General features: G+C 67.8%; 16 protein-coding genes. 3 read left to right on the forward strand and 13 right to left on the reverse strand.

Annotated features, from left to right (window positions below):
- Positions 1-209: 209 nt before the first annotated feature.
- The 7 genes from ACYVG2_RS14920 to ACYVG2_RS14950 form a co-directional block, all read right to left on the reverse strand.
- The gene (locus ACYVG2_RS14920; RefSeq protein ID WP_460781710.1) at positions 210-1124 is read right to left on the reverse strand and encodes a hypothetical protein; all 915 of its coding nucleotides are present in this window, start codon (positions 1122-1124) and stop codon (positions 210-212) included.
- A gap of 437 nt (positions 1125-1561) precedes the next feature.
- A complete protein-coding gene (locus ACYVG2_RS14925) occupies positions 1562-1984 on the reverse strand; it encodes an aconitase X swivel domain-containing protein (RefSeq protein ID WP_440748366.1) in 423 nt (140 codons plus the stop codon).
- Positions 1981-3270 carry an aconitase X gene (locus tag ACYVG2_RS14930; RefSeq protein WP_460781711.1) on the reverse strand — a complete coding sequence of 430 codons (1290 nt, stop codon included), beginning with the start codon at positions 3268-3270 and terminating at the stop codon, positions 1981-1983. Before ACYVG2_RS14930 ends, ACYVG2_RS14925 begins: the two co-directional genes overlap by 4 nt.
- The gene (locus ACYVG2_RS14935; protein ID WP_440748368.1) at positions 3267-5096 is read right to left on the reverse strand and encodes an ABC transporter ATP-binding protein; all 1830 of its coding nucleotides are present in this window, start codon (positions 5094-5096) and stop codon (positions 3267-3269) included. Before ACYVG2_RS14935 ends, ACYVG2_RS14930 begins: the two co-directional genes overlap by 4 nt.
- Entirely contained in the window at positions 5093-5956 is an 864-nt protein-coding gene (locus tag ACYVG2_RS14940) for an ABC transporter permease (protein ID WP_440748369.1), read from the reverse strand. Before ACYVG2_RS14940 ends, ACYVG2_RS14935 begins: the two co-directional genes overlap by 4 nt.
- A complete protein-coding gene (locus ACYVG2_RS14945; RefSeq protein ID WP_440748370.1) occupies positions 5953-6903 on the reverse strand; it encodes an ABC transporter permease in 951 nt (316 codons plus the stop codon). Before ACYVG2_RS14945 ends, ACYVG2_RS14940 begins: the two co-directional genes overlap by 4 nt.
- A gap of 72 nt (positions 6904-6975) precedes the next feature.
- A complete protein-coding gene (locus tag ACYVG2_RS14950) occupies positions 6976-8535 on the reverse strand; it encodes an ABC transporter substrate-binding protein (protein WP_440748371.1) in 1560 nt (519 codons plus the stop codon).
- Positions 8536-8726: 191 nt separating this feature from the next.
- Here ACYVG2_RS14950 and ACYVG2_RS14955 point away from each other — a divergent pair, with 191 nt between their 5' ends.
- The 3 genes from ACYVG2_RS14955 to ACYVG2_RS14965 are packed head-to-tail and all read left to right on the forward strand — an operon-like array spanning position 8727 to position 11729.
- A complete protein-coding gene (locus ACYVG2_RS14955; RefSeq protein WP_460781712.1) occupies positions 8727-9431 on the forward strand; it encodes a GntR family transcriptional regulator in 705 nt (234 codons plus the stop codon).
- Complete coding sequence (locus ACYVG2_RS14960; RefSeq protein ID WP_440748373.1) at positions 9421-10335, forward strand: ornithine cyclodeaminase family protein; 915 nt, start codon at positions 9421-9423, stop codon at positions 10333-10335. The genes ACYVG2_RS14955 and ACYVG2_RS14960 overlap by 11 nt, the downstream gene beginning before the upstream one ends.
- Positions 10336-10346: 11 nt before the next feature.
- Entirely contained in the window at positions 10347-11729 is a 1383-nt protein-coding gene (locus ACYVG2_RS14965; protein ID WP_440748374.1) for a M14 family zinc carboxypeptidase, read from the forward strand.
- Positions 11730-11840: 111 nt separating this feature from the next.
- Here ACYVG2_RS14965 and ACYVG2_RS14970 read toward each other — a convergent pair whose 3' ends face one another.
- The 6 genes from ACYVG2_RS14970 to ACYVG2_RS14995 all read right to left on the reverse strand — a co-directional run bounded on the left by ACYVG2_RS14970 (position 11841) and on the right by ACYVG2_RS14995 (position 21188).
- Positions 11841-13373: a leucyl aminopeptidase gene (locus ACYVG2_RS14970; protein WP_460781713.1), complete on the reverse strand. Its 1533-nt coding sequence runs from the start codon at positions 13371-13373 to the stop codon at positions 11841-11843.
- 10 nt (positions 13374-13383) lie between these two features.
- Positions 13384-14376 (reverse strand): EamA family transporter, encoded by a 993-nt coding sequence (locus tag ACYVG2_RS14975; protein ID WP_440748376.1) that lies wholly within the window; start codon positions 14374-14376, stop codon positions 13384-13386.
- Positions 14373-15902 (reverse strand): aminopeptidase P family protein, encoded by a 1530-nt coding sequence (locus ACYVG2_RS14980; RefSeq protein WP_460781714.1) that lies wholly within the window; start codon positions 15900-15902, stop codon positions 14373-14375. The genes ACYVG2_RS14975 and ACYVG2_RS14980 overlap by 4 nt, the downstream gene beginning before the upstream one ends.
- 288 nt (positions 15903-16190) lie before the next feature.
- Entirely contained in the window at positions 16191-16664 is a 474-nt protein-coding gene (locus tag ACYVG2_RS14985) for an FAD-dependent oxidoreductase (protein WP_460781951.1), read from the reverse strand.
- Positions 16665-17335: 671 nt separating this feature from the next.
- The gene (locus ACYVG2_RS14990; protein ID WP_460781715.1) at positions 17336-18319 is read right to left on the reverse strand and encodes an FUSC family protein; all 984 of its coding nucleotides are present in this window, start codon (positions 18317-18319) and stop codon (positions 17336-17338) included.
- 67 nt (positions 18320-18386) lie between these two features.
- Positions 18387-21188 (reverse strand): helix-turn-helix transcriptional regulator, encoded by a 2802-nt coding sequence (locus ACYVG2_RS14995; RefSeq protein WP_460781716.1) that lies wholly within the window; start codon positions 21186-21188, stop codon positions 18387-18389.
- Positions 21189-21326 lie beyond the last annotated feature (138 nt).

A 21326-nucleotide genomic window follows, 5' to 3' on the forward strand; every position in this document is an offset into this window, starting at 1 on the left:
GGTTTTCTTGTATTTTCGCACGTAGGGGACCCCGAGAAATGAGGGCATTCTCGCGAGTGTCTGCCCGGATTCACGGCAGCGAACGCCGAACCGACACCCCTCGGGCACCGCCGAGATGTGCCGGGACACGTCGGGACGCGAGGATCACCAATGGCACTTCAGTTTCCGACTTGCCCGACAACTCGCCTCAGCAATGCTGCACCGGAGCTCTAGCCGCCGTCGATTGCGGAGGCGCGAAAATTGACCTCGGCAGCAACCACGTCACCGGCTGCTTCGAGCGGCGTCGCGCTGGAAGCTGACGCAGGACCAACTCTCCATACGGCCGGCCGAAGGTCCGGCTGTGATGCGGCGACCAGCATGCAAACCAATGAGAACATCTTGGGACCCGATGGCGCCAGAACGAGTCGCCTCTGAGGGGAAGCGGCGAAGACCAGCGAGTCCAAGGCTAGATACGTTTCTGCGATCGAACGGATCTCGTAGGTAACTGCCGACGTGTGCGGGTCTTCAAGGGTGAGTTGGTTAACGCTACGGGCATCGTGTTGGAACCGAGAATCGTCACTCGAGGCGATGAAAGCCCAGACCTGATCGGGCTCAAGAAGTTCCGTCAGCCCCATGATGCGGTGAGGCTCGAGTCCAAGGCCAGCGACCAAACCGACCGGGACCGATGACGGACGAAGATCGCCGCGGAAAGCATCCGATACGGGCCCCGCACTCAGGGTCAAGTGATCAGTTACTGCACCCGAACTCGCTTCATAGGCGGCCGGTGAGTAGACAAATTGCACATCCCTCTCGCCTGGCGACGATTGGAGCGCATCAACTACGGCGGCAATCGTAGATCTTCGCATGCTGCTGATGTCGACTCGCAGTCGCTCCCCCGATGCAGCAGCGGCGACGGCGACTTCCAACGCGCTCTCCTCCGAGTGCAGCTCGGCATCCGACGAGCTAAGCGCTGCGAGGTTGGCATCGTAAGCGCCAACCCCCGACGAGTCGTAGTCGATTACCACATGTCGCACCGCTTCCGCGCTAACACGAGCGACATACTGGGATCTGCGCTCGTAACCGCAAACGGTGATCAGGAGATCAACCCGCTCGGACCTGGAGAAAACGACGTCACGAACCTTCATAGTGATTCCATTCCAGAGGAAGAGCGGACCCGAGATCGACCGGACGCCTTTGGAGCCGTGTGCGGGGCACCCCGAGCACACTGGTTAGCCGCACGTCTTTGCCAAGTCGTAGGGGGAGTTCCTTACCGTCTCGTACCGATAGCAGATACGTTAAGCGAAATCGCTCATTCGTAAATGAAGAGAGTACGGCCGGGCTGTTGCGGCTCCTTAGATGCACGATTGCTCCTGCGTACAAGCAGAGAAGGAGCGCTCGTCGCACCTCTTCTGGCGTCGCATTACTCCGTCGATCCGCCCGCCGAGCGCGTGCGAGATGTCAGATCCGGCGGATTGGAAGCGCACCTCAGCCGACCAGAGTATTTTGTGGCGGATCCATCGGACAGCCTTAGAGTCCACAGCGTTTCCGCTCTACGAACAAGGGCAGTACGCGCCATCAGACCTCATGAGCGGAGCGAAGAGGCATCGCCGCTTGTTCTGACGATCGGGTCCTGGCTCGTGTCAACGGTGAGCCTGCCTGCCAACCCTGCCTGCGCGGCGGGCGGCACCAGCACCACCGGGACCCGCACGTCGTAGAGCTCGGCGGCGACGAGAGCCCCGGTCACGACGATCGCATCGCGACTCGCGAGAAGGATCGCGCACGGGCCGACCCCCGCGCGGATCAGCTCCGCGAGCACGCTCGACGAAGAGCTGGACCCGCGCCCCGCGTCCATCGCGAGGACGACCCCCGAGAGGCTTCTCCCCCGATCGGGATGATGCACGTCGACGACGGTACCGTCATGACCCACTCCGCCCCAGAAGGAGAGGGGAGCCTGCAGGCGCAACAGCGGCCCGGTGCCGCGCCCCTCGAGGAGCACCGCGGTCATCCGGCTGCCCCGCCTTCGAGCACCACTCGACCGGTGCGAGCGGAATCCACGCAATCCCGCATCGAGACGAGCATGACGTCGACGCCGATGTTCGCCGGCGCATAGTGCGCCCATTTGCCGGAGTTCGTGAGCACGCGACGCACGGAAGGCGCGAGCATCGCCGTGACATACGTGCAGGTGTCCACGACCACTCGCACACCCGCGGCGCGGAGGATCCCCGCGGCTCCGGTCTCCTCGGCGAACGCGAGCTGCGCCCGCCCGGTCGACACGAAGAAGTCGACATCGGGGTGGATCGGCGGCCCTTCCTCGAGGAGCTCCGCGAGCTGTGTCAGCTCGTCGAAGGATGCATGGGGCGTGCCGATGCTCACCGCATCGATCGCGCCGTCGTCGAAGGTCGACAGATCGCGCCGCGCCGACCTGAGCATCGCCTCGTCGAGCACGTGCACCTCCTCCGGCGCCGCCCCCTGCAGCGCCGCGTGCAGGGTCGGCGCCTCCGGCGTGCGACCGACCACATGGAAGAGGCCCACGCCGCCCGCCGATGCCGCGGCTGCGCCGAGGGCCTTGAGCCGATCCTCGCCCGTGTCTGCGGGGAGGCCGGTGAAGACCGGATTGCGCGTGCCGCTCAGCCCGCCGGCGAGATAGCCGAGGGTCGGCCAGAAGGCCTCCGCGGCGACGGTCTCGGCAGAGAGGGCCGTGCAGTCGATCACGACCTGCCCCCGACGCGCGGCGGTCGTGTGCAGGCCTGAGAAGGGCGCACGACCGGTGATCGCCGCAGCGATGTCAAGGAAGTCGCCGTATCGATCGGTGCGCGCGCCCAACACGCTGTTCGCGAAGACGATCGCGTTGGACTCGGCCCAGGCGATGTGCTCGCCGAATGACGGGCGGCCCGGCAGCTGGTACGGCGCACACGTCCAGCTCGCCGTGCACCCCATGGCGACGTACGCCGACATCAGGGATCGTCCGCCGTCAGCGACCTCTCTCTCATGCGCGGTGTCGGTGCGGACGTAGTGCGGATGCAGCAGATCCATCGATCCGACGTTCAGCGTGGTGGGCACGCGCACCCGCGCCCCCAGATCGACCAATCGGTCGGCGAAGTCGAGACTGACCCGTCCGTGATACAACGCGGAATCGATGTGCGCCGAGGCGACGGGGACCAGTCTCGGTGCCTGCAGCGTCCTCGCCAGCTGCACGACGACTCTCATCGCCAGCGCGACGGCAGCGCCGTCGGCGCCCGCGAGCATCGCCGACTCGTCCGGAGTCAGTTGCAGCGTGTCCGCTCCGCTCATGCCGCACTGTCGAAGTCGGTGGCGGCGACGAGCCGCCGGGTGTACGAGTGGCTCGGGGCGTCCAGGACCGTCGCCGTGTCGCCGCGCTCGACGATCTCACCCTTCAGCATCACCACGACCTTCTCGGTCACCTGACGCACTACTCCGAGGTCGTGCGTGATGAAGAGCAATGAGGTGCCGAGCTCTTCGTTCGCCGCGCGAAGCACCCCCAGGATCTGGGCCTGCACACTGACGTCGAGGGAGGCCACCGGTTCGTCGCACACGATGAGGTCGGGCTTGACCGCGAGCGCGCGCGCGATCGCGACCCGCTGACGTTCACCGCCGGACAGTGCACTCGGACGCCTGGTCGCGTAGGAAGCGGGCAGCCGCACGAGCTCGAGCATCTCGGCGACGGTGAGGGTGATGTCGGAGGTCGACTTCGAGAGCGCTTCTCTGAGGGTGCTGCCGATGCTGTGCGCGGGGTTCAATGATGTGTACGGGTCTTGGAACACGCACTGCACCGCTCGGCGGACCGCATGGCGATCGGCGCGACTCATCGCCGCGTACGAGGTCGCGTCCCTGCCGCCGACGACGATGCGACCCGACGACGGAGACTCGAGACCGAGAACGCACCGCGCGAGAGTGGTCTTGCCAGAGCCTGACTCACCGATGATTCCCACGCTCTCGCCCCGCTCGACGACCAGGGATGCGTCGACCACTGCGCGCTGACCCGGGCGTCGCGACGTGCCGAACGTCTTGCTCAGTGAGTCGATCACCAGCGCAGGGGCGTTCGAGCGCGCCGCGACGAGAGCGGAGTTCGGCGGTACCACCAGCTCCGTCTCCGCAGGTGTCTCCGAGAGAACCTCCGCACGGATCTCCTCGATGCGCACACAGGCCGTCGCGTGGTCCTTCCCGATCTCGTGCAGCGGCGGAGAGGCCACCAGGCATTCGGGAGCCGCCCAACGACACCGGTTCGAGAACGCGCAGTGCCCGACGGTGTCGCGAGCGGGGACGATGGAGCCGGGGATGCTCTCCAGAACGGTCAGTCGCTCCCGACTGCTGGGGATGGATCTCAGGAGGCCCTCGGTGTACGGGTGCGCCGACCCTTCGCGCAGCGCCTCGCCGCTGGCCGTCTCGAGGATGTTCCCGGCGTACATCACCATGACGCGATCGCTGTACGTGAAGCCCAGCTGCAGGTCGTGTGTGACGAGGACGACCGACATCCCCCGCTCTGCCTGTATGCGGCGGATCAAATCGAGCACCGCCCTCTGGGTCGTCGCGTCGAGTGCGGTCGTGGGTTCGTCTGCGATGAGGATCTCGGGATCCTGAGCCAGGGCGGCCGCGAGCGCGATGCGCTGGCGCATGCCCCCGGACAGCTGGAAGGGGTACCGCGCGAGGACGGTCTCATCGGTGATCTGCACCTCCTCGAGCATCCGTCGAACGACATCGTCGAGGTCACGTGCGCGACGCCGCTCCGGCGGCAGCGACTCCACGAGATGCGTGCGGATCGTCTGGAGCGGGTTCAGGATCGTGAACGGATCCTGCATCAGGAGTGCCACCGTCCTGCCACGGATGCCCGCCACCACACGCTCCGGCGCGCCGATCAGCTCGAGACCTCCCACGCGCACCGAACCGGTCGCCGTGACACCGGGCGGCACGAGGCCAGCCAGGGTCCGCACGGTGATCGACTTGCCGCTTCCCGACTCCCCCACCAGGCACAGGGTCTCACCGCGATAGAGGGTGATGTCGGTGTCGAAGGTGAGCGGCACCTGCACGCCGTCGCGTTCGAACGAGAGCGAGAGCCCGCGTATCTCCGCGCACACCTCTGCGTCGAGTCCGATGGTCATCGTGCTCCTCCGTTCGTCGACACCTTGCCGTACCATCGATCCGCTGCGAGTGTGGCCGCGAGGCCGACGAGGATCAGGGCGAGGGATGGGGCCAGCGACCCCCAGATGTTGAGGTCGAGTATCGAGCGGTTCTCGTTGATCATGAGCCCCCAGTCGGGCACGCCTGGCGGCACGCCGAGGCCCAGGAACGACAGACCGGACAATCCGACGAGCGCGCCGACGAAGCCGAGGAGCAGGTTCGCCACCACGGTGGGCATGACGTTGGGCAGGACGTGTCGGAAGACGATCACCGATTCGCTCACGTCGAGCGTGCGTGCCGCCTCCACGTAGGGGAGCGTGCGCTGGACGAGGGTGACGCTGCGCACGAGACGCGCCTCGATCGGCCAGCCGAACAGGGTGAACATCGCCACCGCGACCCAGTAGCCGCCCTCGAACACGCCGACGACGACGAGCGTGGTCAACAGCGAGGGGAACGCCCACACCAGATCGGTGGTGCGCATCAGGAAGCTGTCGAGCATCCCCCCGCGGAATCCGGCGACGAGGCCGACGACTGTTCCGATCAGGGTCGCGCCGATCGCCACTACGATCGCGCCGACGATGGCGGTCTGACTGCCCGCGATCAGTCTCGATAGCACGTCGCGTCCGAGGCCGTCGGTGCCGAGCAGATGGGCCGCGCTGGATGCCGTCGCTCCCAGCGCGATGTCCTGTGCTGTGGGATCCAGCGGTGCGATCATCGGGCCGATCGCCGCGCACACCCCTGCGACGATCAGGACGACGAGGCAGGCGACGGTGACGGCCGTGATCCTGGGGCGGCGAGCGCGCTCCTTGGCCAGCTGGGTGACGATGCGCTGCGTGGTCATCGCTGACCTCCTGCCATGCGGATGCGGGGATCGACGACGGCGTACATGATGTCGATGATGAAGTTGAAGACGAAGATGATCGTCGCGAGGAGGATCGCCACCGCCTGCACCACCGGCATGTCCTTCGACTGGATCGATTCGACCAGCAGGGACCCGAGCCCAGGGATGGAGAAGATGTTCTCGATGAAGACGACGCCGCCGAGGCTTCCTGCGAGCAGCAGCCCCGTGACCGTCAGAACCGGCAGCATGCTGTTGCGGAAGGTGTAGGCGACGAGGATCCTCGCGCGAGCGAGCCCTCTCGCACGCGCGAAGGTGACGTAGTCGGCGCTCTCGACTCCGAGCACGCTCGCGCGCATCTGGCGCGCGACCACGGCGAACTGCGCGATCGCGAGCGTGATCGCCGGCAGAAGCAGATGCCAGAGACGATCGGCGAATCCGTTGCCGGCTCCGAACACGGGGAACAGCCCGAGGGCGATCCCGAAGACGTAGAGGAGGATCGTGGCCGTGGCGTACACGGGAGCCGCCAGAAAGGTGACGGCCATCCCGCTGATGAGGGCATCGGCCGCTCTGCCCTGTCGGAGACCGGCGATCATTCCGAGCGGGATCGCTGTGAGGAGCACGAGCACGATCGACATGAGGGCGAGGGTGGCCGAGATCTCGAGGCGCCCGCCGATGACCGTCGTGACGGGCTGGCGCTCCACGATGGACGAGCCGAAGTCGCCGGTGATCGCACCGCTCACCCATCGCCAGTACTGGGCGAGGAAGGGGTCGTCGAGATGGAACTGCTCACGGATCGCCGCGATGGTCTCGGGAGTCGCCGGCTGGCCCTGCAGCAGGGTCCGCTCGACGGAGCCCGGCGCCAGATACAGGAGCGCGAAGACGAGCACCGACACCAGGATCAGCAGTGCCGCGGTCTGACCGAGTTTCCTGAGGAGATAGAGTGCCACGCTGACTTCCTTCGCGTACATCGGATTCGGGGCGGTGAAAGAGCGGGACGCCGATGCGTCCCGCTCTTTCGATCACTGATCGGCGGCGATGCGATGGATCCAGTCCGCTCCGCGCGGCGCGAAGTCCTCATAGGTCCAGTCGTTGCCCAGCACGAGCAGCTTCTGCTCGGTGTACAACGGGATGTACGGCACATTCTCGGCCAGATCCTGCGAGATCGCCACGACTGCCGCCTTCCGCTCGTCCTCGTCGAGGGTCGATGCCAGGGTGGCGAGGTTCTCCGTGCCGACCGCACTGGAGTAACCGGCGGTGTTCGCTTCGGCGAACAGACCGCGAAGGGACTCCCATGGGTCCAGCGATCCATAGCCGGTGTAGATCAGCCGAAGCCCCTGCGGCTGGTCGATCTGGCTGGTCTCGTCGTAGAACTGCTCGGCGGTCACGGACGATCCGTTCAGGGTGATGCCGATCTCGGCGAGGTCGGCCTGGAGGACCTGGAAGACGACGGAGTCGTACTCGGCGAAGGTCGCGTCGATCGTGAGGCCGTCCGGGTACGCGGACTGCGCCAGCTCTTCCTTCGCGGCGTCGATGTCGTTGTCGTAGGTCTCGATCTGATCGGTCAGTTCGGTTCCGTCCTCACCGAACATCGCCTCGAGCTGAGGGCGTGTCATGACGACGTCTGCCGGCTGACCGTTGCCCTTGAGCTGCGCGGTGACGAGATCGTCCTTCGAGACCGCGTATGCGATCGCCTTGCGCAGGTGGATGTCGTCGAACGGCGCCTCGCGGACATCGAGCGACAGGTACTCCATGGAGAGGCCCGGAGCGAGCGTCGTGGTCACCGCGTTCTCCGAGGAGTACCGTTCGGCGTCGGCGAGACGGGCGTCGAAGGTGCCGTCCACCTGCCCTTGGGTCAGAGCGATGCGCATCGTCTCGGGGTCTGTGATCGTGGTGAATGTGACGCTGTCGGCTGACGGAGCATCGCCCCAGTAGTCGTCGTAGCGGGCGAGCACCGTATCGCCCGTCTTCGAGAAGGACTCCACCTGATAGGGGCCGGTGCCCATCGTGAGGACCTCGGGGTCACCGAGGGCGTCGCCCGCCTCCTCGGCGAAGGCCTGCTGGACGATGAAGCCGTTCGATGCGACCGCCACCGGCAGGAACAGGGGGTCCACCGCGCTCAGGGTGACGGTGACCTCGTTGTCGCCGGTCGCCGTGGCCTGTTCGAAGGAGACGAAGTTGTAGCTGGTGAGGGAAGAGTCTTGGGCCAGTCTGGTGAGCGAATAGGCGACGTCCTCGGCGGTGAGCGGGTCGCCGTTCCAGAACGTGACGTCGTCGCGGAGGGTGAAGACGAACGTCTTGTCGTCGGACGTGGTCCACGACTCGGCGAGCCACGGTTCGAGCTCGCCGTCGCCGTTGACATGCAGGAGTGTCTCCAGCGCAGCGGCCTGCACCGTGTACGAGACAGCGGAGATCGCCTTCGTGTTGTCCAGGCTCTGCGGAGCGGACACGGTGGCCCAGGTCAGATCGGTGTCGGCGGACGAGGTCGACGACGCCCCTGAGCAGCTGGTGAGAGCGAGCGCGGCGACGATGCCGAGCGCGGCGACGGCGGAGGCCCTTCGGGCGGGCATTGAGGTTGTCATGAGCAGACGCTAACACGACTGGGTGTAATACCTCACTCTTTTTTCGGAAGAATGTCGAGCGTTACAAGGACGTAATAGCGGTTCACGAGCACGAAATATTCAGCCGACCGGTTGCGCGCCGTGAGTACGTGATAGCGTTCCGAACGTAAGGCCTCACTAAATCACGGCCTCATACGATCTTGGAGGACAGGGTGGCGACGACACTGGATTGGTCGGATGCGACGGCGGGCACCGAGGTGCAGCAGCAGAGCTATCGCTCCCAAGCAGCCGCGATCCTCCGCTCGCAGATCGTGTCGGGGCGGCTGGAGGCGGGCACCCTGCTCTCCATCGGCTCTGTGGCAGAGCGTCTGAAGGTCTCGATCACCCCTGTCCGCGAGGCCCTCCACGATCTCGCCAAGGACGGCCTGGTGGAGATGCGGCGCAATCGGGGCTTCATCGTCCGCCGCCCCACGCCGGAGGAACTCGATCAGATCAACGAGGTCCGCGCTCTTCTCGAGATCCCCGCCATCCGCTCGATCACCGAGAACCACATGATCCAGGACTACGAACCGCACCGCGAGCGGTGCATGCGCACCCGTGGCTACGCCATGGCGCGAGACTGGGCCTCGTTCGTCGCCACCGACCGCGAGTTCCACCTCGGACTGCTGGCCGAGCTCGGCAACCAGGAACTCGTCTCGCTGGTCGGGACGCTGCGCGATCGCAGCCGACTCCTGGGGCTCGACACGATCGCCGACACGGTCACGTTCGAGCGCTCGCTGCAGGAGCACGACGACCTCATCGAGGCGATGGCTGCCGGTGATGCCGACCGCGCCGCCGACATCATGTCCATGCACATCCGACACGTCCGGGGCCTCTGGGCGGGGCTCGACGAGGGCGACCCGACCCATGACGCATGACGCCGTGGTCGAACGGGGGGTTCCTGTCGCCCTGACCACCGTCATCGACGCCGTGCGTGAGGCCTTCATCGGGTTCCATCGCGGCGACTTCGACCTCCCGGTGCGGGTCGCCTTCGACGGCGGGCGCATCCTGACCATGCCGGTGCATCATCGCCCGAGCAGCACCGCAGTCGTCAAGGTGCTGCGCATCGAGCCCTCCCGCGATCCCGCGATCTCCGGCGTCATCGTGTGGACGGCTCCCCGCGGGGAGATGGTGTTCGATGCCGCCGAGATCACCGCCATCCGTACCGGGGCTGCGAGCGGGGTCGCGACCGCGTTGCTGGCCGCGCCGGATGCCTCGGTGATGACGATCATCGGCGCAGGCGCCCAGGCGTATCGTCAGGTGGCCGCGGTTCTCGCCGTCCGCCCGATCCGTGAGGTGCGCATCAGCGCGCGCACGCCTTCTCGCGCCGCAGCCCTCGTGGCACGGTTGCGGGAGGAGCATCCCGAGGTGCTCGTGGTGACGGTGAACGATCTGGCCGCAGCCCTCCGCGACACCGACGTCCTCACGTGTGTGACATCGTCGACGACGCCCGTCTTCGATGCGGCCGACCTCCCGCCGCGCATCCACATCAACGCGGTCGGCTCCTATCGCCTCGACATGCGGGAGCTGCCCGCCGACGCCTTCACCGGCGCCGACGTCGTGATCGACAGTTGGGACGCCATCCGCGAGGAGGCCGGCGATCTGATGCCCGCGCTCACCTCCGGTCATCTGCACGAAGACGCGGTGAGTGAGCTGGGAGCGCGCCTCGACGCCGACGCCGGCTCTCGCGCAGCCCGCACCATCTTCAAATCGGTCGGTCTCGCGATCCAGGATTGGGCCGCTGCGTCCGCGATCGCACAGCAGTCCGCGACGAGAGCATAGGAGCAGAGACGATGACGACCCCGCACCACTTCGATGACGTCGCCGGCTGGATCACCGCCGTCGACACCGACGACCGCTTTCTCGGGGTCGACGAGATCGACGACGGATTCGCCGACCTGGCACGGCGGCATCCGTCGAGCGCCCGCACTCGACGCGTCGGCACCTCGCGACTCGGCGAAGCGCTCCTGCTGACCACGGTCGGCGCCGGATCCCGCGACGCGGTCGTCGTCGCAGGTGTCCATCCCAACGAGGTCACGGGGTTCCGCACCGCGGCCCATCTCGCCCGACTCGTCGTCGAGGATGCGCGTTTCCGAGCCCGCTACGACTACACCTGGCACTTCGTCCACAACCTCGACCCCGACGGAACGCGTCTCAACGAGACCTGGTTCGATCGCCCGGGCGACTTCGACTCCTACGTGCGCGGGTTCTTCCGGCCCGCCCCCGACGAGCAGCCGGAGTGGACGTTCCCGACCGACTACAAGCGCGCCTTCTTCGACCGGATGCTGCCCGAGACGCAGGCACTCGCACGCGTCATCGACGACATCCGACCCGAACTGTATGTGAGCCTTCACAACTCGGAGACCGGCGGCGCGTACTGGTACGTCTCGCACTGGGATGCACAGCTGCTCGATGACCTGCATCGCGTGTCGGAGACGGCCGGCGTCATCGTCGACCGCGGCGAGGCGGAGTCCCCGCACCTCACCCGGCTGTCCCCCGGAGTGTTCCTCGCTCCGCGGTTCGAGGTCGGGTACGAGGCCGCGGAGGCCGCCGGTCAGGACCCCACCCAGGGCTTCCTCGGTTCGCAATCCGTGGAGTACGCCGCCGCCCGCGGCGCGGTCACCCTCATCCCGGAAGTGCCCTACTGGAGCCCGACCGCTCCCTCGACGGCGGAGACCGACGAATCGCACGCCGCCATGATCGAGCGCACCGCCGACCAGTTGGGGTCCGTCGCCTCGCGCCTCGACGAGCTCCGCGTGCGAGTGCAGCCCTCGATGTCCGTCGACTCTCCGTTCTGGCGCGCATCCGCGGCCTTCCTTCCCTTCCTCGTCGCCGATGCTGCGGCCGACGGCGTTCGCGCAGGCTCGTCGTCACCCGATCGACTCGCCACGGTGGCAGAGACGGTGAGTCGGGAGACACGTGTGCGCGGATTCATCCTGCGCTACGGCGGCATGTTCCGTCGCGCCCTCCAGGCGCAGGTCGACGCAGGCCTCGCGGACCCCGCCGTGCGCTCAGCGGCCGCCGAGGTGACCGACCTCATCGAGGGATGGCTGCGCCGGAGCAGCCGCGTCGAGACCCACGCACTGCCGGTCAGAGCGATGGTGGGGCAGCAGCTCGGCTCGATCCTGGTCGTGGCCGACGAGATCGCGCGCCGCCACGCCGACGTCGCAGACTGACGGCGTCACAGACTGACGGCGTCGCAGGGCGCCACACGCCTGACGCCGCATCGCCCCCGCTCCGTCGAGCGGGGGCGATGCGGCGTCAGGGTGCGAGAACGAACCTTCGGGTCATTCCGCGGTGTGCTGGGCCAGTGCGAGAAGAGTCCGCGCGCCCACACCCGTGCCTCCCAGCGGCGTGAATCCGTAGGGCTTCTTGCGGTTGATCGCCGGACCGCAGATGTCCAGGTGCGCCCAGCGCGGCACCGACTCGGCCCGCGAGACGATGTGCTCGAGGAAGAGTGCGGCCGTGAGCATCCCACCAGGGCGGTCTGCCTTGTTCGCGATGTCGGCGACCCGGGAACGCAGTCCGTCGGCCAGATCGACCGGCAGCGGCATCCGCCACAGCCTCTCGTCCGCCGAGGTCGCGGCACCGTCGAGCTCCGACGCCAGGTCGTCGTCGTTGGACATCAGACCGGTCACTCGGTCACCGAGCGCGATCTGCTGTGCGCCGGTGAGCGTGGCGATGTCGACGACAACGTCGGGGTGCTCCGCGATCGCCGCGACGAGCGCATCGGCCAGCACCAGGCGACCCTCGGCATCGGTGTCGCGGACCTCGACGGTCGTCCCATCGCGAAGGGTGAGCACATCGCTCGGACGCTGAGATGTCCCGGACGGGACGTTCTCCGCCAGCGCCATCCACGCGGTGACCCGCACCGGCACCCGAAGACGCGCGCACGCGAGTGCCGCAGCCAGCACCGCGGCTGCGCCCGACATGTCGAAGTTCATGTAGTCCTGCTGGGACAGCTTGAGGTTGATGCCGCCCGCGTCGTAGGTGATCCCCTTGCCGACGAAGGCGAGATGCCCGCGCGCGGGCTCGTCCGGCACATAGTCGACGCGCACGAGAGCGGGCTCGTGCTCGCTTCCCTGTCCGACCCCGATCAGTCCCCCGAAGCCCTCCGCGCGGAGGGCGTCGGCGTCTTTGATCTCGACGTCGATGCCGGCATCGCGGGCCAGATGCGCGGCCACGCGCGCGAAGGACGACGGATACAGCAGGTTGGGCGGCAGATCGACGAGGGTGCGCGAGAGCCTCGTCGCCCTGGCGGCTTCGACCGCGGCGGTGACGTCGCCTTGACCGGCATGCGCGTCGCCGCCCAGCACGTCGATCTCGACGGTGCGCGTCGTGGCGGTGTCGGGCTGCGAACCGTGCACCCCCGGGTAGGAGTACCCACCGAGCAGGGCACCCTCGACGACGGCGCGCACGTCGGCGGCGGACTCGACGGGAAGCGCGAACGTGAGATCGGTGATCCGCTCGGACGCACGGGCAGCGGACCCGGCGGCTCGACGCAGACGAACGGTCGAGTCGGCAGTCGGGTCGGCGTCATCGAGGCCGGTCAGGGTGATGAAGTCATACGGGCTGCTCGCCGGTGCCGCCAGGATCACGGCAGAGCCGTGCCAGTCCACGGACAGCACGTCGAGCGAAACCTCGACGGCTCGGCGTGTCTCCGGATCGAGTTGCGCGTGCGGATCGACGATGGCCGGTCGGGCCCAGTCGGAATGGACTCCGATCACGACGCTCCACAGTCCGGCGGGTCGGGAGTCCTTCGCGAGACTCACGGTCGGCAGGCGGTCAGCCTCGGCGAGGATGTCGAGAAGCGAGGTCATCGTGCTCCGATCATTCAGGGTTCTTGTGGATCATGGTGGTCGCCCCGACTATTCCGGGGAACTCGATCTGCTCGTCGGTGTCGAGCGCGGCCGACTTCGCCGGCCGCTGGGCGATGTAGGCACCGGTGATGACGATGACCCCGCCGACGATCTGCGCGACACCGAGGTGCTCCCCGAGAAGCAGCCAGGCGATCACCGCGGCGAAGACCACCTCGATGTACGCGATGGCGCCGGCGATCACCGCGGACAGGCGGCGCACGGCTGCTCCCTCGATCAGGAAGGCCAGGATCGCGCAGACCACGACCAGCCAGACGAAGGGGAGCCAGCCGGAGATCTCTGCACCGGCGAGGCTGACGGAGTCTCCGATCGCGCCCCACGGCAGCGTCCAGGGCAATGTCGTGAAGGTCAGGACGATGCCCCCGACGACTGCGCCGGATGCCGTCATGACCAGCACGTCGGCGGAACCCTTGAGATCTTCGATGATCATGAAGTACGCCGCCTGACACACCGCCGAGCCGACTCCGGCGAGCACGCCAGACAGGTCGAATGCGAGGCCTGCCCACACCTCGACGACGATCATCAGACCGACCAGCGAGATGATGACCCCGATCGCGGCCGAACGGGGGACGATCCGGCGTCGCACGAACTTCGTCCAGAGGATGATGAGCAGGGGCCCGGAGAACTGCAGCAGGACGGCGACGCCGATGGGCAGTCGCGAGGCCGCATAGAAGAACAGCGTCTGGGACGCGGCCATGCCGACCGCGCCGTAAGCGATCAGAAGGCGCCACGACGATCGCCAGGCGGCAACGAGTTCCTTCCCCCGCAGAAGCAGAACCACCGGGATGAAGACCACTGCGGCCCCGGCCACTCGCAGCCATGACACATGCTGAGGCTCGATCCCCGTCTCCATGAGCATCTTGCCCACGGGCCCTGAGGTCGCGAAGATTGCACAGGCCACGACGGCCAGGATCAGGCCGACGCCGCGCTCGCTCCGCGCGGTCACGACCGCGTCTCCGAGCCCAGACGGCGTCCGCGCTCGAGAAGGGCCGCCATCCATTCCTCGATCTCGTCCACCGTGCGCGGAAGCGCCGCGCTGAGGTTGATCGGCCCGTCCTCGGTCGCGACGAGATCGTCTTCGAGGCGCACACCGATGCCGCGGAACTCCTCGGGCACCGAGAGATCGTCGGCTTTGAAGTACAGCCCCGGCTCCACGGTGAAGACCATGCCGGGCCGGATCAGTGCGCCCCGATAGTTCTCCGGGCGCGATGCCGCGCAGTCGTGCACATCCAGGCCGAGGTGGTGGCTCGTCGCGTGCGGCATCCAGCGACGATGCTGCTGGCCGGTGTCCGACACCGACTCCGCCGCGGACACGGGCAGGATACCCCACTCCTCGAGGCGTTCAGCCAGCACCCGCACGGCCGCATCGTGGATGTCGAGGAACGGCCGTCCGACCACAGCCGCCGCGATCCCGGCGTCCGCGGCGTCGAGCACCGCCTGGTAGATCCGACGCTGCGCGTCCGAGAACGTTCCGGATGCAGGGACCGTCCTGGTGATGTCAGCCGTGTAGAGGCTCTCGAGCTCGACACCGGCATCCAGCAGCACCAGGTCACCCTCGCGTACAGGACCGTCGCACGATTCCCAGTGCAGGGTGGTCGCATTGTCGCCGGCAGCAGCGGTCGTGCCGTACCCGACGTCGTTCGCCTCGGTGCGCGCCCGTCCGAGGAAGGCCCATTCGATGACCCGCTCGCCGCGCGGGGTGTCGATCGCTCGCGGCAGGGCCTCGACCACGTCCGCGAATCCGCGGATGGAGATGTCGACGGCCGTCTGCAGCTGCGCGATCTCCCACGCGGTCTTCGTCAGGCGCATCTCATCGAGCGCGGTGGCGAGAGCGGCGTCGTCGTCGCTCGGTGTCCACAGTCCCTCGGCGGCGAGAAGCTCTTCGACGGCGGGCGACGCGTTCGGCACGAGGTAAACCCGGCGACCGAGGCGCCGAAGAGAATCCGCGAGTTCCGTCAACCGTCGCACGCCGATACCCAGCACGTCCTCGAGATCGGATGTCGACGGGCGACGACCCGTCCAATACTCGCCGGCCGCACCGTCGAGATAGAAGTCCTCGGTCCCTGGTCCCATCGGCTGACGCTGGAAGAGTGTCGCCTCGGCGGAATCACCGCCGACGACGACGAGCGCAGCATCGGCCTCACCGCGACTGCCGAGCCCGGTCAGCTGCGCGAACGAGGTGTGAGGGCGGAAGACGTAGGGGACATCGTTCGAGCGGATCTTCCGAGCACCGCTGGGAATGACGAGCACGGCATCGGGGTGCAGTGAGGCCAGCATCCGACGACGCTCGCCGGCGAGTGCGGTCGCGTGCTGGTCGAAGCCCCAGGCCGTGGCGCGAACATCCCAGCCCTGCCCCATGAACTCCGAGAGAGCATCCGTGCGTCGCGGATGCGTGCGGCTCCCCCACCCGGAGAGCGCCGACTGCGTGGCCGACCGTTCCTCGCCCGTCGCTCCAGAGACCTCGTCGCTCATCGCACATCCCTCCTCGCACACCGATGCAGCTCTTTCGGTACAGGTAAGGTATCACACCTTGAAACGCGGGTCTCGAGCGATCAGCCCAAAAAACATCCGCTCCGTGGGCCTTCTCTCAGCGCCGCGGATGTGATACCTCACTGTGCGCAGCGAAGGGCGATCCGTTGCCCGCGCTCGCATCGGGAAAGGGCGGCGACCTCGCTGCGCATCGAAGTTAGATCGAGCATGACTTCCAAACGCTTGAGGGGATGACCGCAACGCGCTAGGCAAGCCATGCTGCAGCTCCTCTCACCCCTCGTCGATGATCGCCGCGAGTCGAGCCGCAGCCACCGCGCCGGTTCGCAACGCACCCTCGATCCACCCTCGGAAGGCATGGGAGATGTCCGACCCGGCGAAGACGAGACGGTCCTCGGTCGACTCGAGGGCGGAGGCGTACGTCGAGAGCAGGCCCGCGGGAGGGGTGCACCATGTGCCTTTGGACCACGGATCGGCGAGCCAGTCGTGTCCATCGACCTTCAGAACCCCTGCCTCCGGGACGAACCGACGGAACGCCTCTTCCACATCCGCGCGGTCGACGATGTCCAGCTTCCGCTCCTGCGTCGAAAAGCCGACGACGAGGTCGCCCTCCATACCCGTTTCGTCGGCCGGGTAGTCCGTGAAGAAGACATCGATCGGGGCGTCATGCTCGCCGACTCCGACGACCTTCGTCGGCAGCCCCGCGACGAGCGCCCAGAGCTTCTTCGCGGCTCCCGATTGGCCGATCTCCGCGCCCCGGTGATCATGCCGAGAACCCTCGGGTCGTCATAGTCCGGAGAGAAGCTCACTCCGTTGTTGTCCCAGAAGTCGTAGGCACGACTCTGATCGATGCCACCGTCTTCGATGCGCGACACGTCCGAGAGGTCGAGGATGAGGTCGCCGTCGCCGACGAGCCGGTCGTCAAGCTCCCCGTGATAGCGGACCCAAGTGGGGACGCCTTCGTCAGAGAGCATGGCTGCGTGCCCGCTGACGGAGTCAGCGATGACTTTGGAGAAGCGGGTGAGACGGGACATGAAAGCCGACTTTCGTTGGGGCCGCGCCGTCTGCGGCGGCCTCTGAGGTCTCTATGCGCGGTCCTGAGGGCTTGTGCGAACCACACCCCGGCCGGGGCGCGGAGAGGTCTGCGGCGAAGCAGGATTCTGACTCAACGGCGCCGCGCTCATCGAGCCGCCTTGCCCGCATAGGTGCCCGTATAAGTGCCCGCATTGCGTTCGGCGCTCTCATCAGACATGCTCGACGAGGTTGCCGCGAAGCCAGTCATACAGGGCATCGCTGGGCCAGGGCGGGATAGGCAGGGATACTCGAACCGAAGTCAGGGGGTCAGGGGTTCGAGTCCCCTCAGGTCCACCATCTGAGAGTCACCTTGATCCGAGGTGACGACTGCCGGTCTCCAGGCGTCACGCCGGTCGTTTCCTCCTCCGTGCGCCCCAGTAGGCGGCTGCGAGAGCGACGGCGACTCCGAGTGCCGCGCCGAGCGCCGTGAGCGCCATGCGGACGAGCAGCGTCTCCGGTGAGGACACGCCGAGGAGCTCCAGCGTCAGTATCAGCGCGATCGTGATGAAGAAGGTGACCTGGCCGTAACGGCCGTCGGCGGCGAAGATCCCGAAGACCGCGACCAGCAGCAGGAGGCCGAGAGCCACGGCCCCGAGGTCGGTGAGGGTCACGAGCAGGCCGCCACCGATCAGTCCGATCGCCGTGCCGGCCAGACGCTGACCGCTTCTGCGCATCACCGCGCGGGGATGATCGGCATTGATGAAGATCGGCCAGGATGTCGCGACGCCCCACCACCACAGCGTCGGGGAGACGGCGAACCCACCGAGGATCGAAAGGGCGGCCGCGGCGGTCACCTGCGCCGCGTGCGACAACGCCGCCCGACCTGGAGCTGCTGACCGAGGCGCCGATACGCCGACGCATGGAACGGCCTCGGCGCGCCCGAGAGTCAGCGCGTGGGCGAAGACCTGCGCGATGACGGCGACCGCCCATGCACCCCAGGCGGCCCCGAGCGATGCGATGTCGAGATGGGCGAACTGCGCCAGGTAGTAGCTCAGGAACGCGGTGACGCCGAGATCGAGTCCTGGGCGGCCGAAGCGTCGAACGTACGATCCGGTGAAGATGACGGCGAGGAAACCGATCATCGAGCCGATCAGCGTAGAGGTGAGCAACGCGCTCGCGGTCAGGGCGAGGAATGAGACGGGCACGACGCGGATCACCGTCGTACGCCGCGCAGCGGGGCCGCATCCTGTGTTGCCGAGGGACAGCACGACAGAGGTGAATCCGCCGACCAGCGCGATCTGGGTGCTCGAGTCCTGGGAGAGCAGAACCGCCATCGTGCCGGCGAACGCGAGCGCGGCCCTCACCGCTGTCGTGTGCCGGCTCCCCATGCTCCCAGGCTGACGGTCGGGCGCTCGCAGGGGTATGCGTCATGTGACTGATCCTTGTCGGCCCCGCTCAGGGACCGAGCAGGTCGCGCAGTCTCGACCGCGAACTGACACCCAGCTTCGGGAAGCTCCGGTAGAGGTGCGAGCCGACCGTGCGCGGAGACAGGAAGAGCCGTTCCCCGATCTCCCGGTTGGTCAGGCCGTCGGCGGCGAGCCGCACGATCTCCTGCTGCTGCGGCGAGAGCGCTGACAGGACGTCCGACGATCGTGACGGTGAGGAGACACCCGCCGCGCGGGACTCGGCGAGCGCCCGCTCCGTCCACGGGTGCGCCCCGAGGGCGCGGAAGGTGTCGACGGCCTCGCGCAGGGGCCTGCGCGCCTCGGCGATGCGTCGTTCGCGCCGGAGCCATTCCCCGAGCTGGAGATGAGCCTGAGCCCATTCGACGGGCCATGCAGCGAGCGTCCGGTCGGCGACCGCGGCGGCCAGGTGCATCTCGGCGGCGGGGTCCCCCTCCTCGGCGAGGAGCAGGCCCCTGGCACGATCCAGGAGCGCCGCCAGCCGGGGCGATGCAGAGCCGGCCAGCTCCCGGGCGGTGCGATCGACCACGAGGGATGCCTCTGCTGTGCGTCCTGACCGTGCCGCAGCGGTCGCGAGATCGGCGATTCCCGGGTAGGACGCGTGGTAGTGCACGGGCGACCCGTCGCCGTGGAACGTCATCCGCAAGTGGTCGAACGCCTCATCGAACGCGCCGTCGGCGGCCGCCGCGGCCGCCAGCGCACGACGTGCGTAGACGTACACCGAACGGCTCTCCAACGGATCGATCGACGTCAGCGCATCCCGAGCGCGTTCACGCGCGGCCTCGGTGTCCCCTCGGTGGGCGAGCACGGCCGCCTCGACGGTCGCTGCGCATGCGACGGCGTGGTCGAGTCGTGCGGCCGTCCCGAGATCGGTGATCCGTGCGCACACCGCGAGGGCGTCGTCCCATCGGCCCCGCTCGACGTACGCCCAGGCGATGGCGCCGCCCAGCGGATCCGGAAGAGGGGTGGCGGGGTGCCCGTGCGCGGCTGCGGCATCGAAGAGGGACACCGCGGTGGGCGTCTCATCGATCAGCCAGGCCGAGATACCGGCACGGGTCAGCAGTGCGGGCGCCTGATCGGTGCCGCCGGGCAGATCGGCGAGTGCGTCCATGACCTGCCGGCGATTTCGGTGCGGAGCGAGCACCGAATCGATGAACACGGATGGCCACCCGCCTTGCAGTCCGGGAGGACAGTGCACGAGCAGGCCGGAGACCCTCCGACGGTGCGCGTCGTCGCCGGAGTAGAAGGCGACCACGGCGCTGTCGGCGACGAGATCGAGTGCCGGCGCGGGCTGCTCGGCCATGAACGCGGCGGCATCAGCGGTCAGCCTCGTGAAGCTGGTGGAATGGCGAGAGGTCAGGGCGGCCAGTCGTCCACTGTGAACCGCGACCCGCGCGAGCAGGGCCGGGTCATCGGTGAGCGTCCTGGTCGCCGCCGCCAGCTGCTCCACCCACGTGATGTCGCCGGTCGCAGTCGCCGTGGACGCCGCCTCGGTGAGCAGCCTGGCGCTCTCGTGCGGGTCGGGGTGCAGTTCGGCGGCGCGCTGGAGCGCAGAGGCCGCTGCGGCGTATCCGCCGCGGCGCAGCGCGCGTCCGGAGGTCGCCTCGAGATCGGCCGCGATGGCGGCGTCGGTGTCGCTCGTGGCCGCCGCCCTGTGCCACGCCTGTCGATCGGGTTCATCCCCGAGACGTGCCGCCAATGCGAGATGTGCGCGGCGACGCTCAACGAAGTCGGCGGCGTGATAGATCCCCGAGCGGGCGAGCGGATGACGGAACCGCACCTTCCGCGCCGTACGACGGATCAGTGCGGCTTCCTCTGCCGGACGCCAGACGTCGTCGGTGGCCGCAGGCAGCCCCGCGACGAGCGCGACATCGGCGTCGGTGGTGTCCATCGCGGCGAGCTGAAGCAGCGCTGCACGGGTCGGAGCCGGCAACTGCCTCCAGCGGCGCGTGTAGAGGCCCTCCAGCCGCTCGGGAACGGGAAGCGGGCCCGCATCCGACATCACCTCGGCCGCGGCGACGCTGACCGCCGCCAGCTCGACGAGTGCGAGCGGGTTGCCCTCGGCCTCCTCGAGGATCCGCACTCGTGCGGCGCCGACGGGCGGATGGGGCTGCCGGTCGAGCAGCTCACCCGCATCACGATCATCGAGCGGATCGAGCAGGAGCGCGGGCACGCGAGCGTCGAAACCCGCCAATCGCTCATCGGATCGAGCGCCGAGGAGGATGAGCACCGCCTCCGTGCGCAGCCGGCGCCCGACGAAGGCGAGGACCGACAGGGATTCTGGGTCGCACCAGTGGGCGTCGTCGATCGTCACGACGAGCGGTGCGCTCCGGCTGGCAACCGCGAGCAGAGCGAGCACGGCCGACCCGACCGTCATGACATCCGGTGTCTGCACGCCCGGCGCCTCGCCGGACCTCGACCCGCCGAGAGCGGTCAGGAGAGCATGACGCAGGCCGGGGTCGACCGAATCGAGGAAGGAGCCGAGGGGTCGGACGATCTGATCGAGACCGGAGAAGGCCAGGGTCGTCTCGGCCTGGCTGCCGTGGCTGCTGAGCACACTCGCTCCTCGGGCCTCGGCGAACGCGATGGCTGCGCCGAGCAGCATCGACTTACCCGATCCTGCTGTACCGGACACCAGCAGGACATGATCATGACCATCGGCGAGGCCGAGGCCCCTGACGGCGTCCTGCAGAAGCGAGGACTCACGAGTGCGCCCCACGAGCTCACCGTCGGTCGTGCGCGTCAGGTCGAGGCGATCCGGATCGTGGTGATTCATGTCGAGGTGGGGCTTCACGCTTGTGACAGCGTCAGCGGTGCTCCGTTTCTTCCGCGTGGAGGTGCAGTCGTGTGACGGATACCGCGCATCCACCACCCTTCATAGTGTCGTTGTCTCAGGCAGTGGACGGCGCAGACGCGCCTCCGCCGGCGAGCG

It is taken from the genome of Microbacterium shaanxiense, assembly GCF_054779995.1.

Bases quoted from the DNA above. Each gene is read 5' to 3' on its own strand.
- ACYVG2_RS14920 (WP_460781710.1), bottom strand. From the start codon at position 1,124: ATGAAGGTTCGTGACGTCGTTTTCTCCAGGTCCGAGCGGGTTGATCTC.
- ACYVG2_RS14925 (WP_440748366.1), bottom strand. From the start codon at position 1,984: ATGACCGCGGTGCTCCTCGAGGGGCGCGGCACCGGGCCGCTGTTGCGC.
- ACYVG2_RS14930 (WP_460781711.1), bottom strand. From the start codon at position 3,270: ATGAGCGGAGCGGACACGCTGCAACTGACTCCGGACGAGTCGGCGATG.
- ACYVG2_RS14935 (WP_440748368.1), bottom strand. From the start codon at position 5,096: ATGACCATCGGACTCGACGCAGAGGTGTGCGCGGAGATACGCGGGCTC.
- ACYVG2_RS14940 (WP_440748369.1), bottom strand. From the start codon at position 5,956: ATGACCACGCAGCGCATCGTCACCCAGCTGGCCAAGGAGCGCGCTCGC.
- ACYVG2_RS14950 (WP_440748371.1), bottom strand. From the start codon at position 8,535: ATGACAACCTCAATGCCCGCCCGAAGGGCCTCCGCCGTCGCCGCGCTC.
- ACYVG2_RS14960 (WP_440748373.1), top strand. From the start codon at position 9,421: ATGACGCATGACGCCGTGGTCGAACGGGGGGTTCCTGTCGCCCTGACC.
- ACYVG2_RS14965 (WP_440748374.1), top strand. From the start codon at position 10,347: ATGACGACCCCGCACCACTTCGATGACGTCGCCGGCTGGATCACCGCC.
- ACYVG2_RS14970 (WP_460781713.1), bottom strand. From the start codon at position 13,373: ATGACCTCGCTTCTCGACATCCTCGCCGAGGCTGACCGCCTGCCGACC.
- ACYVG2_RS14980 (WP_460781714.1), bottom strand. From the start codon at position 15,902: ATGAGCGACGAGGTCTCTGGAGCGACGGGCGAGGAACGGTCGGCCACG.
- ACYVG2_RS14990 (WP_460781715.1), bottom strand. From the start codon at position 18,319: ATGGGGAGCCGGCACACGACAGCGGTGAGGGCCGCGCTCGCGTTCGCC.